Consider the following 14,354-nt stretch of genomic DNA (forward strand, 5'->3'; position numbering starts at 1 on the left):
TAGCATTTTTGTCAGTTGCCGATATTGCGGATTGCTCTATACCTGCAAAGCAAGACCCGTCCGGTACTAACAGGGGGGCTGGACAGCCAGTGGGCCAATGCCTGGAAGATATGGAGCCTGCCTGATGCGAATTTCGCTTATCGCGGTACTCAGCGCCCTACCTTTTACTGCCCTGGCCCAGAACCTGGTGGTCGGGCCCGGCGATACCCTCGGTGTGGTCGTGCAGACACCCTTGGTCGATGACTTCCTGATGACCGGCGGCACCCTGCAATCCCTTGCCCAGGGCGATGGCCGCGATACCTTCAACATGTCACTGGGGCAGATCATCGGTGCCTTCGAAGACGGCGACATCGCATTCTTCTCTGGCGGCAGCATCGGCCGGGTCGACATGAAGCTGGACAACAACATTTTCAGCATGTCCGGCGGCACCATCGTCGGCAACCTGGTTACCGGCTTTGGCAATGACCAGATCTTCCTCAACGCCGGGTTCATCGGCGGCAACATCAGTACCAGTGGCGGCACCGATGTCTTCGTGATTACCGGGGGTACGCTGCAAGGTAACCTGCTGGCCAGTTTCGGCAATGACTCGCTCAAATGGCAAGGCGGTGTTATCCGCGGCAGCGTCGACATGGGCGGCGACGATGATGTGGCGAGCCTCGAAGGCCTCGACAGCTCGGTACTCAACATCACCGTCAACGGAGGGGCAGGCATCGACACCCTGACCTTCAACAACAGCCAGCCGGTAGGGGGCGTTCGCTACATCAACTGGGAAACCGTCAACCTGGTCAACGCCAGTGTTTTCAAGCTCGACACCCTCCTGACCCTGGGCGATGCCAGCGCCGTTGCGGCGCCCACAAGCCTTAACATCGACAGCAGCAGCTCTCTGGTCTCGCGCTCCGGAACGGTGGGCCCGTTTACCACCGGCCAGCCGCTGACGGTCAACAACAGCGGGATTATCGACCTGAGCAGTGGTGGCGATGCCCAAGGGCGGTTGACCATCAACGGCAACTACACCGGCAACGGCGGCACCCTCAAGCTCAACAGCGTACTGGCCGGCGATGGTGCGCCGTCTGATCGGCTGGTGGTCAGCGGGGGGACGATCTCCGGTAGCACCAACTTGCAAATCACCAACTTCGGCGGCGCCGGTGCGGTGACCAGCCAGAATGGTATCCAGGTAGTTGAAGCCATCAACGGAGCGACCAGCAGCAACACCGCCTTCGTCCAGACCCAGGTGTTGTCGGCCGGGGCGTTTGACTATCGCCTGTTCAAAGGCGGGGTGACTGCTGATAGCGTGAACAGCTGGTACCTGCGCTCCACCGTCGTGGTGCCCACCCCGTTGCCGGAGCCCGGTAACCCGGACCCTGGTACGCCGGTTGATCCTGGAACACCGGTTGATCCTGGTACTCCAGTCGAACCCGGCACACCGGTTGTGGTGGTGCCGCCCCCCACCCCGGGCCCTGCTCCCGGCCAGCCTGACTTGCCGCCACCGCCGGCGCCCGGCGTGAGCATCCCGCTGTACCGCCCGGAAGTTGCCGTCTATGCCGCCGCGCCCCGGGCTGCGGCATTGATTGCACGCTCGGCGCTGGGCACCTTTCACCAACGTCAGGGCGACCAGAGCCTGCTGAACCAGGAGGGCGCGTTATCGGCCAGTTGGGGCCAGGCCTATGGCGACAGTTTCCACCAGAGCTGGTCGGGTACTGTCAGCCCAAGCCTGGACGGCAGCCTGTACGGTTTCAAGGTCGGCCAGGACCTGTGGGCCTGGCTCAACGATGACGGCCTGCGCCAGCATGTCGGCGTGTATGTCGGGCACAGCCGCCTGCACGGCGATGTCAAAGGCTTCGCCCTGGGCTTTGAAGACAACAAGGTCGGCGACCTGAAACTCGACAGCGACAGCGTCGGCGCCTACTGGACCCTGATCGGCGCGCAGCAATGGTATGTCGATGCCGTGGTGCAGTACTCCGACCTCGACGGCCGGGCCAAATCCGATCGCGGCGACAAGCTCGACCTCAACGGTCACGCCTGGACAGCGTCATTGGAGGCCGGCTACCCATTTGCCCTGTGGTCGTACTGGACCCTGGAGCCGCAGGCACAACTCATCGCCCAGAAAGTCTCGTTGGACAGCGCCAACGACAGTGTCAGCTACGTTAGCTTCGACGCTCAGACCGAGGTGAGTGCGCGCCTGGGCATGCGTCTGGAAGGCAAGTTCAAATCCACCGGAGTGCACATGCAGCCTTATGTAACTACGGATTTCTGGAGTGGCAACGGAGGCCGCGACACGCAGACGTACGATCATGTCGACAAGGTCAAGACCGATTACAACTACACTTCCCTGAATATCGGCACCGGCCTGGTTGCGCAACTGAACAAGAACCTCAGCGTGCATGCGGGTATCGACTACACCACCAACCTGGACAGTCGTCAGCAGGAGCACGTCGGCGCCAACCTGGGGTTGCGCCTGAGTTACTGAACGCGCTTTGTTGCCAGTCACCAAGGGAGCGGGTCTGATGCGAGTGCCACTGTTCTTGACCTTGGGAGTCCTTCCCTGGATGACGTTTGCCCTGGATGCCGAGGCCGAAGATCGCGTCGTGGTCGACGGCGACGTCTTCGGCGACATCGTGCAGACCCCGCAGGCCGATACCCTGACCATGAGCGGCGGTACGGTACAGTCGCTGGATCAGGGCGACGGGCGGGACCTTTTGATCATGACCGGCGGCCACATCGTCGGCACTTTTGCCAACGGTAATAGCGTTGCCCTGCGGGGCGGGCGTATCGGCCGCATAGAGTTGCAGCCCGGCAACGGTGATGTAGCGCTCACCAGCGGGTCCATCGACGGCGATCTGATCACCGGTGATGGCCATGATTTTTTGGTGTTTCGCGGCACTGTGCTCGGCGGCAACCTGATCACCGGCAAGGGTATCGACCTGATTTCCTTCGAAGGTGGCGAGATTCACGGCAACGTTTCCACCGGCCCCGAGAACGATCACTTCAACTGGAAAGGCGGCCAACTGTACGGCAGCGTCGACATGGGCGACACCACCGACCAGGTGCTGATGGTCAACCTGCGGGCCGAGCAGTTGTTCGTGCCCTTCAATGGCGGCGCTGCACGCGATGAGTTGCATTTCCAGAACAGCTTTCCCACAAACGGAGCGTTGTACACCAACTGGGAGAGCATCAGCCTTGGCTTCGTCAGCCACTACACACTCAACGACACCTTGGTTCTTGGCGACGGCGGAGGCCCGATCGATGTTGCCACCGGCACGGGCGATCTATTCATCGGCAGAGAAAGCACGCTGTTCTCAAGCACCGGTGTGATCCGGCCCTTTGCTGCCGGCCTGAACGCGCGCCTGGGCAACACCGGCCTGGTTGACTTGCGCAACAGCGGCGATGGCCTGGGGCGCCTGACCGTCATCGGCAACTATTTCGGCAACGAAGGCAGGCTGGCGGTGAACACCGTACTAGGCGCTGACGACTCGCCTTCAGATCGCCTGGTTATCAGCCAGGGGGCGATTTCTGGCGATACCGCCCTGCTGGTCACCAATCTTCACGGCCCGGGCGGGCTGACCCGCCAGGACGGCATCCTGGTGGTCGAGGCCGCCAATGGTGCAACCAGTACCGATACCGCCTTTACCCAGACCCAGCGCCTGTCGGCCGGGGCTTTCGACTATCGCCTGTTCAAAGGAGGGGTAACGCCCGGCAGCGAGAACAATTGGTACCTGAGTTCGGCGTTGGTCGCGCCTGCTGACGGCCGCCCGCCGCCCTTGGCCGCACCGGCCCCGGGACTCGCCGAACTGCCCCGGGCGATCCCCGGTCAGGTCATCCCGCTGTACCGATCGCAGGCCTCACTGTATGCCGCTGCGCCTCGCGCCGCAGCGTTGATCGGACAATTCAACCTCGGTACTTTCCATCAACGCCAGGGCGACCAGCGCCTGCTCAGTGAACAGGGCGCCTTGGCCGCCAGTTGGGCGCAAGCCCATGGCTACAGCTTTCATCAAAGCTGGTCCGGCTCGGTGAGCCCCAGCCTGGATGGCAATCTTTATGGCTACAAGGCAGGCCAGGACCTGTTTGCCTCGCCCAGCGCCGCAGACTACCGCCAGCACATTGGTGTTTATGTCGGCCACAGCCGTTTGAACGGTGATGTCAAAGGCTATGCGCAGGGATTTGCGGATCGCCCGGTCGGTGACCTCAGGCTCGATGGCGACAGCGCCGGGGTGTACTGGACGCTGATCGGACCGCAACACGGTTACCTCGATATGGTCGTGCAGTACACCGACCTGGACGGCCGCGCGCGCTCGGAGGACGGCGAAAAAATCGACCTCGACGGCCATGCCTGGGGTAGCTCGCTGGAGGTGGGCCGGCCGTTTGCCTTGTCCAGCCAATGGAGCCTGGAGCCCCAGGCACAAGTGCTGGTGCAGAAGGTCAGCCTGGACAAGGTGCAAGATGGTGTATCGACGGTCAGTTTCGATACCCGGACCGAAGTGAGCAGCCGCCTGGGGCTGCGTCTTGAGGGTAACTTGCGAGCAGGCACGACGCCCCTGCAGGCTTACCTGCAAACTAACATCTGGCACGCCGATGGCGGGCACGACTCGCTGGTCTTCGCCGGTGTCGACCAGGTCCGGACCGATTATCGCTCAACGTCCCTTGAAGTCGGCACCGGACTGGTGGCGCAGTTGCATAAGCAGTTCAGTGTGCATCTGGGCATCGACTACGCCAGCAACCTCGACAGCCGCCAGCAGGAGCGCGTCGGTGCCAACCTGGGAATACGCATCAGCTACTAGGCACGCCGCGCTGCCAGCAAGCCGATGCCGGCGCAACCCAGCAGCGTGGCACTGACCCGGTTGAACAACCGGCGTGGCCCGGGCTGGCTGAACCAGCGCTGCAGGTAAGCACCCAGCCAGGCATAAATCGCAATGGCCAGCCACTCCAGCAGCAGGAACAACCCGCCTAGCCAGGCGAACTGCTCGGCCACCGGCACCGGGCCGGCGACGCTGACAAACTGCGGCAGGAAGGCGGTGAAGATCAGGATCGCCTTCGGGTTGCCCGCCGCCACCCAGAACTCCTGGCGCGCCAGGCGCAAGGTACCGCGGCGTTGGCTGTCAGCCGCCAGCGCCTCGCCCACTGGCGCGCGCCACAGCTGCCAGGCGATGTAGAACAGGTAGGCTGCGCCCAGCACCTTGACCAGCAAGAACAGGTACTCGCTGGTGTGCAGCACCACTGCCAGGCCCATGGCTGCCAGCACGATCATCCCGGCAAAGGCCAGCAACCGGCCGATGCCTGCCACACAGGCAATGCGCAGGCCGTAACGGCTGGCGTTGTTCAGTGACAGCAGGTTGTTCGGGCCAGGGGCCATGTTCAGGGCAAAACAGGCCGGGATGAACAGCGCGAGGGTGGACAGGTCCATGGGGGCTCTCCGGTGACAGGAGCGACAAGATTCCCGCGCACACAGTTGCCGGGTCAAGGTACAGCTGAGGGAAAAAACTGTGTGCCTGGCAATGCACCCTGCCCCTTTGGCAACAAGCACTTGGCTTGAGGCTAAAGCGATTCGCTTGAACCCGCGCCACCACTGATAGCAAAACAATATCAGTACTCACCTTCGGCTTGGCTATACCTCCCTCTGGCACATGAGTGCCCGGGTGCACGGAGGCTGCACACAGGAACGCAGCGCACCGTCACCTGCCCTGTCAACGCTAGGAAAAGGACATTTCCATGGAAAGCATCGGTGTACTCGCCACCCAGACCAACTGGAACGGTGGCCAACGTCTTACCCTCAATGCCGGCGATACCGCCACCTGCACCACCCTGAGCCCGGGGCAGTTGTACGGGATCTTCATCTACAACTCGGCGCAGAACCAGACCAGCGCCACGGTCAATGTGAACTGGAGCAACAGCCAGCCGCCTTGCCCGATCACCGTGCCTGGCACCACCGCCAACGCCGGCCTTGCCTCAATAGGGTTTGTCTCGGGTACGGATACCCAGACAGTCTCGGTGTCGATTGCCCCCAACAGCGGCCTGGCCCAGGTGGATATCTGGCTCGGTAGCGTCAGTATGCCGATCAACACCGCCGGCTTGAACAACCAGGCGTTGCAGGCCAATGGCGAGCTCTACCCGTTCAGCAAGTACAGCCGCTACTACGCAGTGCCACCGTCAAAATGGATGAGCCTGACGATTGCCAGCAAGATCACTCAGTTCGTCTCCTGCCAGTTCCGCGAGGAAAAGGCCGTCGTCTACGTGATCAATGAAACCTCCAACGGCTTGTTGTCGGGCCAGATCACCTCCATCGGGCCAACCGCCAAGACCGCTGGCGTCGTGACCATCCTGCCAACCAGCTTGCAGAGCATCACCAATACCCTGCAGGGCGATGGCAGCCAATGGGTGTGGATGGATGCCGATAGTGCGCAAGACTCGCAATCGGCCAGCATCGCCTTGCAGTCCATGTAATTTCGCCTGAGCTTGCGCAAACGCCCCTCCCGGCAACGTGAGGGGCGTTTGTTTTAGCCGGTGGATTGCGGATAAGCTGCAGGCTTCGCCCCTTTGAGGCTAACGTGATGCTGCGGGCAACCGGCAAAAACCCTACCCTGTTCTGGCGTGACCCGGCCCTGCCCTTTGTCGAGAGCCGCCGCGCCTGCGACAGCCGTGCCTGCTACAAGGCGCACAGCCATCCGACGTTCTCGATTGGCGCGGTCGATCAGGGCTGCAGTGTGTTCACCGGCGCAGGCAAAGGGCAAACGCGCCTGTTGCCCGGCACCCTGGTGTTCGTCCCGGCGCACTGCGTGCATGCCTGCAACCCTGAACCCGGGCTGAGCTGGAGCTACCAGATGCTCCACCTGGACGCCGGCTGGCTGCAGGCCCTGCGCCTGGAGTCGGCCCTGGCCCCGCAGGTTCAGGCAAGGCCTGCGCAGATCACCCGCAATCCTTCTACCTATGAGCGCTTTACCCGGCTCAACGACTTGCTGTTCTCCGAGGCCTGCGCCGGTGTGAAAGAGGCCGCGCTGATCGAGTTCATCGGTGATCATGATGATCAGGCGCCAGCCACCACAGCTCAGGCGCTTGACCGCAGCCTCGAACCCTTGCTCGAGCGCCTTGCCCAGGAAGACGCCAGCAACCTGTCGCTGGGCGAACTGGCGAGCAGCGCCGGCATGGGCCGTTACCAACTGATCCGGGCGTTTCGCGCCGCCACCGGCCTCACTCCCCATGCCTGGCAGTTGAACCTGCGCATCAACCGTGCCCGCCAGTGGCTGCGCAAGGGCCAGGACATGGCCGACATTGCCTACCGCCTGGGTTTTGCCGACCAGAGCCACTTCCAGCGGGTGTTCAAGGCCCATACCGGGGTGACGCCTGGCCTGTACCGCAGCTGAGCGCGCAATTTTCTTCAATACAGGCGCTGCAGCCGCTACGGACAATCAGCAACCCTCTTGCTGAAGAAGTCCAAAACCGATGGAACAGTTTTTACTCATTGCCGCCGCGCACTTTCTTGCCTTGCTGTCACCCGGCCCGGATTTTTTCCTGGTCGCGCGCACCTCCATGAGCGCCGGCTGGCTCAAGGCAACCGGCGCCTGCCTGGGCATTGCCGTGGCCAACTGCGTGTTTATTGTCGCGGCCTTTGCCGGAGTGTCAGCGCTGCGCCCGGACAGCACGCTGTTTGTCATCATCCAGTTGGCCGGTTGCGCCTATTTGCTGTACCTGGGCGTGCTGTTCCTGCGCCATGCCGGTGCCAGCGCCCTGACCCAGGTGGGCGATGCCCCTGTACTGCTAAAGAACCCGTGGTTTCAGGGCCTGGTGATGGGCTTTGTCTCGGGGATTCTCAACCCGAAGAACGCGCTGTTCTATGTCAGCCTGGCCAGCATGGTCGCGGCCAGCCAGGCCAGTGCAGGCTGGAAATGGCTGTATGGCCTGTGGATGTTCAGCGCGGTGTTGCTGTGGGATGTGCTGGTGGCCGCGGCCATTGGCAACCTGCGGGTACGCCGGCGCTTTGCCCGGCTGCTGCCGTGGCTTGAGCGGGTGTCGGGGGTGGTGCTGATGTTGCTGGCGCTGGGGGTGATCATTCACCTGGCCTGGCGTTGAGCACGGTGAGGCTGGCGAGGTCGAGCAGGCTGAACTGGCCGCTGGCCCAGCCGCCGGTGTCGATATGCCAGATATTACCCAGCACCCGCACCTCACGCTGCGGGGTGTGCCCGACCACCAACGCCCGCAGCCCCTCAACGGGCGTCTCATCGCCGGCAGCCAGGCGCTTGCGCGACCATTGGCAAACTTCCTGGACCTCGCTCGGTGGCGTGCTCACCAGCAGCTCGCGTAATTGCGACCAATGGCGGAACGGGCAATCGGCATGCAGCAGGGCGATCAGCCCGTCTGTGGTTTCGACCTCAAGGGCCAGCGGCAGGCGCCGAAAGCGCTCGGCAAAGCGCGCCTGTTCATCGCTGTCCAGGGCCAGGAACCAGCCGCCGCCGGCGGCGCGGTACTGGCTGTAGTCGAGGGTGCCGCCATCAACGTGGGTGATCGCCAAGGCTTCATGGTTGCCCTGCACCGCGTGAAACCACGGCTTGGCCAGCCACTCCAGGGCCAGCGGGCACTCAGGGCCGCGGTCGACCAGGTCGCCAACGCTGAACAGGCGGTCTACCGCCGGATCGAAGCCAATAGCTGCCAGCCGCTCCTGCAGGCGTGAAAAATGCCCATGGATATCGCCCACGGCAACGTCCCGCCCGCGCCTGTTGGCTGTAAACCGCTCGATCCTGCGCACTGCCGACTCCTCTGTTTTCAATCCGTACAGGCGTACAATGAAGCCTGTGCAGCACACTGCGCAAGGCTGCACCTGGAGGTGAATCATGCGCCCTGCCCTGACCCTGGCCACCTTGAGCCTTTTGGCCTGCAACAGCCTGGCGCAACCGGCGGCCACGCCCAACGTCGAAGTCACCTTCGACAAACCCGAACACTTTCGCGACGCCAGCCTCGACAGCAACGGCTACCCACGCGGTGCCGATGCCTATGTGATGAAGGAGCTGAGCGCCTACCTGGTCAAGCTCGGCCAGCGTTACCTGGCGCCCGGCCAGAGCCTGCGCATCGACATCCGCGATATCGACCTGGCGGGCCAGTATGAACCCTGGCGGGCCAATGCCTATTCAGTGCGGATCATGCGTGACGTCACCTGGCCCAGTATCGACCTGCACTATGCCCTGTCGCAACCCGGCCAGGTTGTCAGCCAGGCCGATGCCCATGTGAGCGACAAGTTCTACCTGCAGCGCCCGGGCTGGCGCGCCGACAGCGACCGCCTGTATGCCGAAAAGGCCATGCTCCAGGCGTGGTTTCGCAAGCAGTTCAGCGTGCAGCACCAGACTTCGGGCTTTTAGCCATCAGCTGTTATGCTGGCGGTTTTCCAGCCGTCAGAGGACGGCCCGCAAGCAAGGACGCTCATGCGCAAACACTCTCGCCCGTGGGATAGCAACGACCTGGGAGTACTGGCCCTGGCCGTCGCCGCGCTGACCGGCGCCTTATGGCTGACCCTGTCGTACTGGATAGACCAGGAACGCGGCTGGGTCCGCATGCCCCGAGGTGGTCGCACGGGCTCCGGCTACATCACCTACTACGCCGACCTGCAGCCAGAAGAATTCCACCGGGCCCTGTTGTTCAACCTGTGGTTTGCCGGCGCCTTGCTGATCGCCGGCCTGCTGCTGTGCTGGGCGGTGACGAAAATGCGCCGCTATCCGTCATACAACCGTCACACAGTTTCACGCAACACCCCTCTCAAGTAACGGAGCGGCATTAACATGGACGTGGGCAAGATTGCAGCACTGCTGGTAGTGCTGGGGCTGGCAACGCCGGCCTGGGCCGGTGAACCGATCGAGAACCCGATCGAACGCAGCACCATGGTGGTGGCAATTGGCGTCAGCGTCGTCGTGGCCAGCCCGTTTATCACCACCACCGGTGCGCCGGCGCTGTTCAAGTCGGCCAAGGATGACGCCACCGCGTTCGTCGGCTCCGACGGCGCCATACGTGGCGTCGCCTTCGAACGGGCGGTGCAGGAATACCGGGCCGGCAGCGGCCCACGGCCGATGAGCGACATGCAACTGGCCCTGGCCATCGTCACCCTCTAGCGGCGCCGAACCTGACCCTGCCCAAGCGGTCCAACCCTTAGAGCCTGTTGTTGAGCAACAGTGCCGAGGAGGATCCCCATGGTCACTCACTTCAAGACCGCCGGCCACCTGGCCTGCGGACACCACGGTAAAAACCTGGTCGCCACCAGCGAACTCAATCGGGTCAAATGCCGTAGCTGCCGCAACACCGATGCGTTCAAGACCGCACGCAAAGACCAGCGCAATGCCGCCCGACGCGCACGCAGGACCAGCACCCAGCACGCCGCCAGCGACTGGCGCAGTGCCTGGGTCGAGCGCCTGAGCGCCCTGCCCGGTCGCCAGCGGTTGCCACGCGGGTTTGCCGGCCAAGGTTTCGTCTGAGACCAGCCTCTACCTGGCGCGGATCAAGCGCTTGAGGGCAATGGGCGCGATAAACCGGTGAAACGGCGCGACCGGCAGCATGTACAAGCGCCCGAGACGATTGTGCGTGTGCACCACGGTGGACACCACGATCTCGCGGCGGTTGTCGGCGCCCAAGGGTAGCCGCAGCAGGGAGATGTACACGTCCAGGTGCTTGTCGCGATCGACCAGCAGCACTTCGTCGGGGTTGTTGCTGATCAGGGTGAAAATACCGATGCGTTCATCGACCCGGTAAGACCCCTCGTCGCGCTCAAGGTCGACCCTCGACAAACGCCCCAGGTCTTTCAGGCCGCACAACCGAACCAGGCGATTGCGCAGCACCATCAGGTTGTCGATCCAGCCCGGCATGCTGCTCATCAACCGCAAGAAATGGCCCAGCGCCGTGCGCTCGGCGTTTGCCACCTGCGCCCGCTGCGCATCGACGAAATCGGCGCCGGCCAGTTGCAGGTGGATGCGTGCGTTACCCGGAACCGCACAGGCTTTGATGGGCTTGTCCATCGGCGTGTTTCCTTATGGGCAGGGGCGAAAGCCGAGGTCCTGGAAAAACCGCAGCAAGTAGCCATCCGGGTCCTGAATCAGGAAATTGCGCTGGCCGGCTTCACGCTCATCACTGCGGTACCAGTGATCCTCCACCCCACGCCGCAACGGGTAGCCGGCGGCCTCGAATGCGCCGGCCAGTGCAGTGGCGTCTTCACAGAGGATTTGCAGGTTCAGGCCTCGGCCAAAAGGCGCTTCAAGCGGGCCGACGCGCCAGGGTGACTCGCTGCGCCAGTCCTGCTCGAGCATGATCTGGCTGTTGCCCCGCGACAGGAAGGCGAACTTGTCCTCGGGGCGTTGGTACTCCAGCGCAAAACCGCCAATGTCGCAGTAAAACTTAAGGCTGCGCTGCAGGTCGCTGACAATCAGTTCCGGCACCAGTGCGTTCATCTTGAACATCGGGATATCCCTATAAAGGTAAAGAGTGGCCTAGCCCCGGTGCTCGCTGCTGAGCACACGGGCATCCTGGTCGATGTAGAAGCGCCAGAGGTTGCGGCATTCAACGAAGGTCACGATGGTTGCCGGTGGCTGGCTCATGGTCTCGGTGAGGGCCAGAAACGTGACCTGGTCACAGGCCGGCTGGCGGGCGATGGCGTACAGCGCCTGGCGCTGGGCGCGGCTGATGCGTTGCACGCCCTCTTCACCCCAGCGCTGGTAAGTATTGGTGTGCAATTGCGGGCTATATACCGGCAGCAACGACGCGTCGATGACCGGCGCCACCTGCGTGCTGCAGCCGGTCAGTAGCACAAATGCAACCCAGTAAAGATACCGATACACCGCTGCGCCTCCCTGGCAAAGCGGCGAGTCTACAACAGCCCTGCGGCTTACTTGTAGAAAATATCCAGGGTCGCGCCGGCGTTGAACTCACCGAAGGTCGGCGTCGCGCTCATCCATTTCAGGCGCGCCAGTAAGTTGTGGGAGTTGGTGGTCGAGGTGGTCTTGGGGGTCAGCAAGAACTCCTTCTTGAAAAACAACGCACGTTGATCGTCTTCGTTGATCAGGCTGATGCCCACCGATTTGTTGTCGTTCGGAATCAGCGTGTCCTGCGCCGCGTTCAAGGTCGCGGTCAACGGCTCCAGATAACCGCCCAGGCCATAGGCGGCATTGCAGGTGCGCTGTTCGGTGATGGTGAACGGCACCTCCTTGATCGTTGCACCGACCTTGGCGCCCGAGGTGCGGATCGCGCCGAAGTTAATGACACTCGGCTGGATATTGATCGAGGACTCGCAAGGCAGGTAGCGGAATTTGTTCAGGCCGTTGACGGTGACGTTGTAGCTCTCGCCGGGCCGCACACCGCCTACTCCATCGAACTGAAAAGCCCGGTAGTTGGCAAGCGAGGTAATGGGCCCTTCCTTGTTATCCCCTGCAGGTGACTTCTTGACGAAAAACAACGAGTAGGTCATCGACTTGCTTTCTTTTTCCCAGCCACAGTTATCGTTGGCTGGGCAACCATAGACCCACCAGCCGATTTTGAGTTTTCCGCCACTGAGCGATGAATACAGGTAATCCTTGCCTTCATAGGTAACACCGATTTCGATGTCCTTGCCCAGGTCCACCCTGTTCGGGTTCATGTAAAAGTAAATGTCCTCGCCAGGGCTGCCTTGAATATCCACCCAGCACTCGACATCGATGCGTTGCGTCGGTTGTCGCCAGAGCACCGTACCTGCAGGCAACGAGTTGGGAATGGCGGTGGTATCGGTAATGGTGGTCGTATCATTGATTAGCGCCGAACCGCTCTTCTGGCACTTCAATGCATAGCTATCAGGAATGCTCAAAAAAAACAAAACGCCAATAAAAAGTAACTGTCTGCTAAACATGGCAACGCCTTCCGGATTAATCACAACTACAGCTCGCTTCGACGCACATGGGCCAGCCCGGCGTCGCTGATAAAGGCGTACGCCACTTGGCCGACGGGCCGGTCGCAGCCACTCACGGGCAATGAATAGGTTGAAAACGGCGCAATCATCAGATGATCAATGACCTTGCCGCAGGCGGCGCCTGAATGATCAAGCAAACCGACCTCGGTCAGGGTCAGGTAGTACGGCGAATCGTTGCGCGCTGCATAGCTGCCGGCTGCGCTTGCAGACCAGCGCAACTGCTCCACAGCCTGCTTGACCGAGCCGGGCAATTGCGGCCGGTAGAACAACTTGAGGTTGTGCTGCAGGGCAATCGCCATGGCGTTGCTGTCGGCGGTCTTTTTCGGAATTTGCAGCACCTTCAGCAACAAGAACGACTCGCGGTCCTCAGGCAGGCCCTGCCCCTGATAGAGAATGTCGGTCGATGCCTTGCTGTTGGCGGGTATCAGCAACAAGGGTTTCGACACGGCCATGGGCAACTCGCGGCTGTCCTGCTTGTCGCCCCAGCCGAGCTTGACCTGCACCAGCGCAGGCTCATTGCCCTGGTTGACGATAATCAGCGGCAACTGCTTCTGCGTGCCCTCGAAAACGAACCGGGTAAAGCCGTCGAAGGTAATCTCGGCCCGTGCCGAAGCGCTGGCCATTAGCGCCAGTAAGATGCCAGCAAGGGTTTTGAGCGTGCGCACAAGTTGAGGGATGCGGGGATCGAAAGTCATGCACCGATTCTGGCCTGGCCGGTGGCAGGTCTGTATCAGACGATTCCTAAAGGCAATCACAGGGCGCGGGCAACATGGGTATCATGTGCAGCTCTGAAGGAGCAGCAAGCATGAATACTGTGGCAACGGACCGGGAATTACTGAAACTGGCGGCCAGGGCTGCCGACTATGAACTCATCGGCTGGACAGACGCGTGGCCAGGCATTGCCGGGCACCCGAGGGTCGCTGAACAGGGTTTTCTGCTGCGCGTTGAGCAACGCCAAGTGTTGTGGAACCCACTGGTGGATGATGGCGATGCCCTGCGCCTGGCGGTGAAACTGGGTATTCATATCGATTGCGCGTTTCTCTGCGCGATGCCGAGGGACCTTTACGGAAACAACCCCGACGACTGGACTGAAGGATCAGATATCGATTCGGACGATGAGTGCCAGTTGATGCGCCGCGCCATTGTCCATACCGTGGCCCGAATCGGCAAACGCCAGGATCAGATCAACGGTGAGTCCGCGTCCACTCATCCGCCACGTCGCCCATCGTCAGAGGATCCGCCGTTTTAATCCAGGCCATGAAGGCCCGATCGAACTTGAATGACGCCCCGCACTGGCCAGTCAGAAACCGCCGGACCTCCTGGGTATTGCGATAATGCTTGTCCAGCGGCGTACTACGGGTAATCGGCCCTGCGTGCCAGTCGAAGCTCATTTGCTGTTCCCTGGATGGCGTGGTTCGCCCAAAGCCTAGCACTGCCCGGGCGACAAAACACCAGCAGA

18 protein-coding genes are annotated in these 14,354 nt (G+C 62.0%); 10 read left to right on the forward strand and 8 right to left on the reverse strand.

All coding sequences use genetic code 11. From position 1 onward, the window contains the following. Positions 1 to 124 precede the first annotated feature (124 nt). Both LOY34_RS13535 and LOY34_RS13540 read left to right on the forward strand, forming a co-directional pair. Positions 125 to 2,467 (forward strand): autotransporter outer membrane beta-barrel domain-containing protein, encoded by a 2,343-nt coding sequence (locus LOY34_RS13535; protein ID WP_258663172.1) that lies wholly within the window; start codon positions 125 to 127, stop codon positions 2,465 to 2,467. A 79-nt stretch (positions 2,468 to 2,546) separates the two neighbouring features. Next, positions 2,547 to 4,775: an autotransporter outer membrane beta-barrel domain-containing protein gene (locus tag LOY34_RS13540; protein ID WP_258663173.1), complete on the forward strand. Its 2,229-nt coding sequence runs from the start codon at positions 2,547 to 2,549 to the stop codon at positions 4,773 to 4,775. On the opposite strand, the gene LOY34_RS13545 is transcribed toward LOY34_RS13540, so the two are convergent. Beyond that, the gene (locus LOY34_RS13545; RefSeq protein WP_258663174.1) at positions 4,772 to 5,398 is read right to left on the reverse strand and encodes a LysE family translocator; all 627 of its coding nucleotides are present in this window, start codon (positions 5,396 to 5,398) and stop codon (positions 4,772 to 4,774) included. The genes LOY34_RS13540 and LOY34_RS13545 overlap by 4 nt on opposite strands. A gap of 305 nt (positions 5,399 to 5,703) precedes the next feature. On the opposite strand from LOY34_RS13545, the gene LOY34_RS13550 reads away from it, so the two are divergent. The 3 genes from LOY34_RS13550 to LOY34_RS13560 all read left to right on the forward strand — a co-directional run bounded on the left by LOY34_RS13550 (position 5,704) and on the right by LOY34_RS13560 (position 8,058). After that, positions 5,704 to 6,435, forward strand: a complete 732-nt coding sequence (locus LOY34_RS13550) for a hypothetical protein (protein WP_045201935.1) — start codon at positions 5,704 to 5,706, stop codon at positions 6,433 to 6,435. Positions 6,436 to 6,542: 107 nt separating this feature from the next. Next, on the forward strand, positions 6,543 to 7,352 hold the full coding sequence (locus tag LOY34_RS13555; protein WP_258663175.1) for an AraC family transcriptional regulator: 810 nt from the start codon (positions 6,543 to 6,545) through the stop codon (positions 7,350 to 7,352). A 79-nt stretch (positions 7,353 to 7,431) separates the two neighbouring features. Then, a complete protein-coding gene (locus LOY34_RS13560) occupies positions 7,432 to 8,058 on the forward strand; it encodes a LysE family translocator (RefSeq protein ID WP_195884131.1) in 627 nt (208 codons plus the stop codon). Here LOY34_RS13560 and LOY34_RS13565 read toward each other — a convergent pair. After that, on the reverse strand, positions 8,036 to 8,731 hold the full coding sequence (locus tag LOY34_RS13565; RefSeq protein ID WP_230090857.1) for a metallophosphoesterase: 696 nt from the start codon (positions 8,729 to 8,731) through the stop codon (positions 8,036 to 8,038). The genes LOY34_RS13560 and LOY34_RS13565 overlap by 23 nt on opposite strands. Positions 8,732 to 8,816: 85 nt before the next feature. Here LOY34_RS13565 and LOY34_RS13570 point away from each other — a divergent pair, with 85 nt between their 5' ends. The 4 genes from LOY34_RS13570 (at position 8,817) to LOY34_RS13585 (ending at position 10,442) form a co-directional block, all read left to right on the forward strand. Further along, positions 8,817 to 9,338 carry a DUF3016 domain-containing protein gene (locus LOY34_RS13570; protein ID WP_195884133.1) on the forward strand — a complete coding sequence of 174 codons (522 nt, stop codon included), beginning with the start codon at positions 8,817 to 8,819 and terminating at the stop codon, positions 9,336 to 9,338. 63 nt (positions 9,339 to 9,401) lie between these two features. After that, positions 9,402 to 9,740, forward strand: a complete 339-nt coding sequence (locus tag LOY34_RS13575) for a hypothetical protein (RefSeq protein ID WP_195884134.1) — start codon at positions 9,402 to 9,404, stop codon at positions 9,738 to 9,740. A gap of 15 nt (positions 9,741 to 9,755) precedes the next feature. After that, a complete protein-coding gene (locus tag LOY34_RS13580; RefSeq protein WP_045201922.1) occupies positions 9,756 to 10,082 on the forward strand; it encodes a DUF2388 domain-containing protein in 327 nt (108 codons plus the stop codon). 78 nt (positions 10,083 to 10,160) lie between these two features. Further along, positions 10,161 to 10,442 (forward strand): hypothetical protein, encoded by a 282-nt coding sequence (locus LOY34_RS13585; RefSeq protein ID WP_195884135.1) that lies wholly within the window; start codon positions 10,161 to 10,163, stop codon positions 10,440 to 10,442. Positions 10,443 to 10,451: 9 nt separating this feature from the next. On the opposite strand, the gene LOY34_RS13590 is transcribed toward LOY34_RS13585, so the two are convergent. From LOY34_RS13590 to LOY34_RS13610, 5 genes are read right to left on the reverse strand one after another with little or no spacing between them, the layout of a single operon-like run. After that, positions 10,452 to 10,979, reverse strand: coding sequence for a DUF2867 domain-containing protein (locus LOY34_RS13590; RefSeq protein ID WP_195884136.1), 528 nt, complete (start codon positions 10,977 to 10,979; stop codon positions 10,452 to 10,454). A gap of 12 nt (positions 10,980 to 10,991) precedes the next feature. Beyond that, positions 10,992 to 11,417, reverse strand: a complete 426-nt coding sequence (locus LOY34_RS13595) for a VOC family protein (protein ID WP_195884137.1) — start codon at positions 11,415 to 11,417, stop codon at positions 10,992 to 10,994. A gap of 30 nt (positions 11,418 to 11,447) precedes the next feature. Further along, complete coding sequence (locus LOY34_RS13600) at positions 11,448 to 11,795, reverse strand: hypothetical protein (RefSeq protein ID WP_195884138.1); 348 nt, start codon at positions 11,793 to 11,795, stop codon at positions 11,448 to 11,450. Between the two features lie 47 nt (positions 11,796 to 11,842). Beyond that, the gene (locus LOY34_RS13605) at positions 11,843 to 12,835 is read right to left on the reverse strand and encodes a fimbrial protein (protein WP_195884139.1); all 993 of its coding nucleotides are present in this window, start codon (positions 12,833 to 12,835) and stop codon (positions 11,843 to 11,845) included. 26 nt (positions 12,836 to 12,861) lie between these two features. Then, positions 12,862 to 13,590 (reverse strand): molecular chaperone, encoded by a 729-nt coding sequence (locus LOY34_RS13610; RefSeq protein ID WP_230090858.1) that lies wholly within the window; start codon positions 13,588 to 13,590, stop codon positions 12,862 to 12,864. Between the two features lie 110 nt (positions 13,591 to 13,700). Between LOY34_RS13610 and LOY34_RS13615 the strand changes: the two genes are divergently transcribed. Beyond that, positions 13,701 to 14,144, forward strand: a complete 444-nt coding sequence (locus LOY34_RS13615) for a hypothetical protein (protein WP_195884140.1) — start codon at positions 13,701 to 13,703, stop codon at positions 14,142 to 14,144. Here the strand turns inward: LOY34_RS13615 and LOY34_RS13620 are convergent. Continuing rightward, positions 14,080 to 14,286, reverse strand: a complete 207-nt coding sequence (locus LOY34_RS13620) for a DUF6434 domain-containing protein (RefSeq protein ID WP_123566651.1) — start codon at positions 14,284 to 14,286, stop codon at positions 14,080 to 14,082. The genes LOY34_RS13615 and LOY34_RS13620 overlap by 65 nt on opposite strands. Positions 14,287 to 14,354: the final 68 nt, after the last annotated feature.

The sequence above is a fragment of the Pseudomonas sp. B21-009 genome, from assembly GCF_024749345.1.
Lineage (GTDB): Bacteria > Pseudomonadota > Gammaproteobacteria > Pseudomonadales > Pseudomonadaceae > Aquipseudomonas.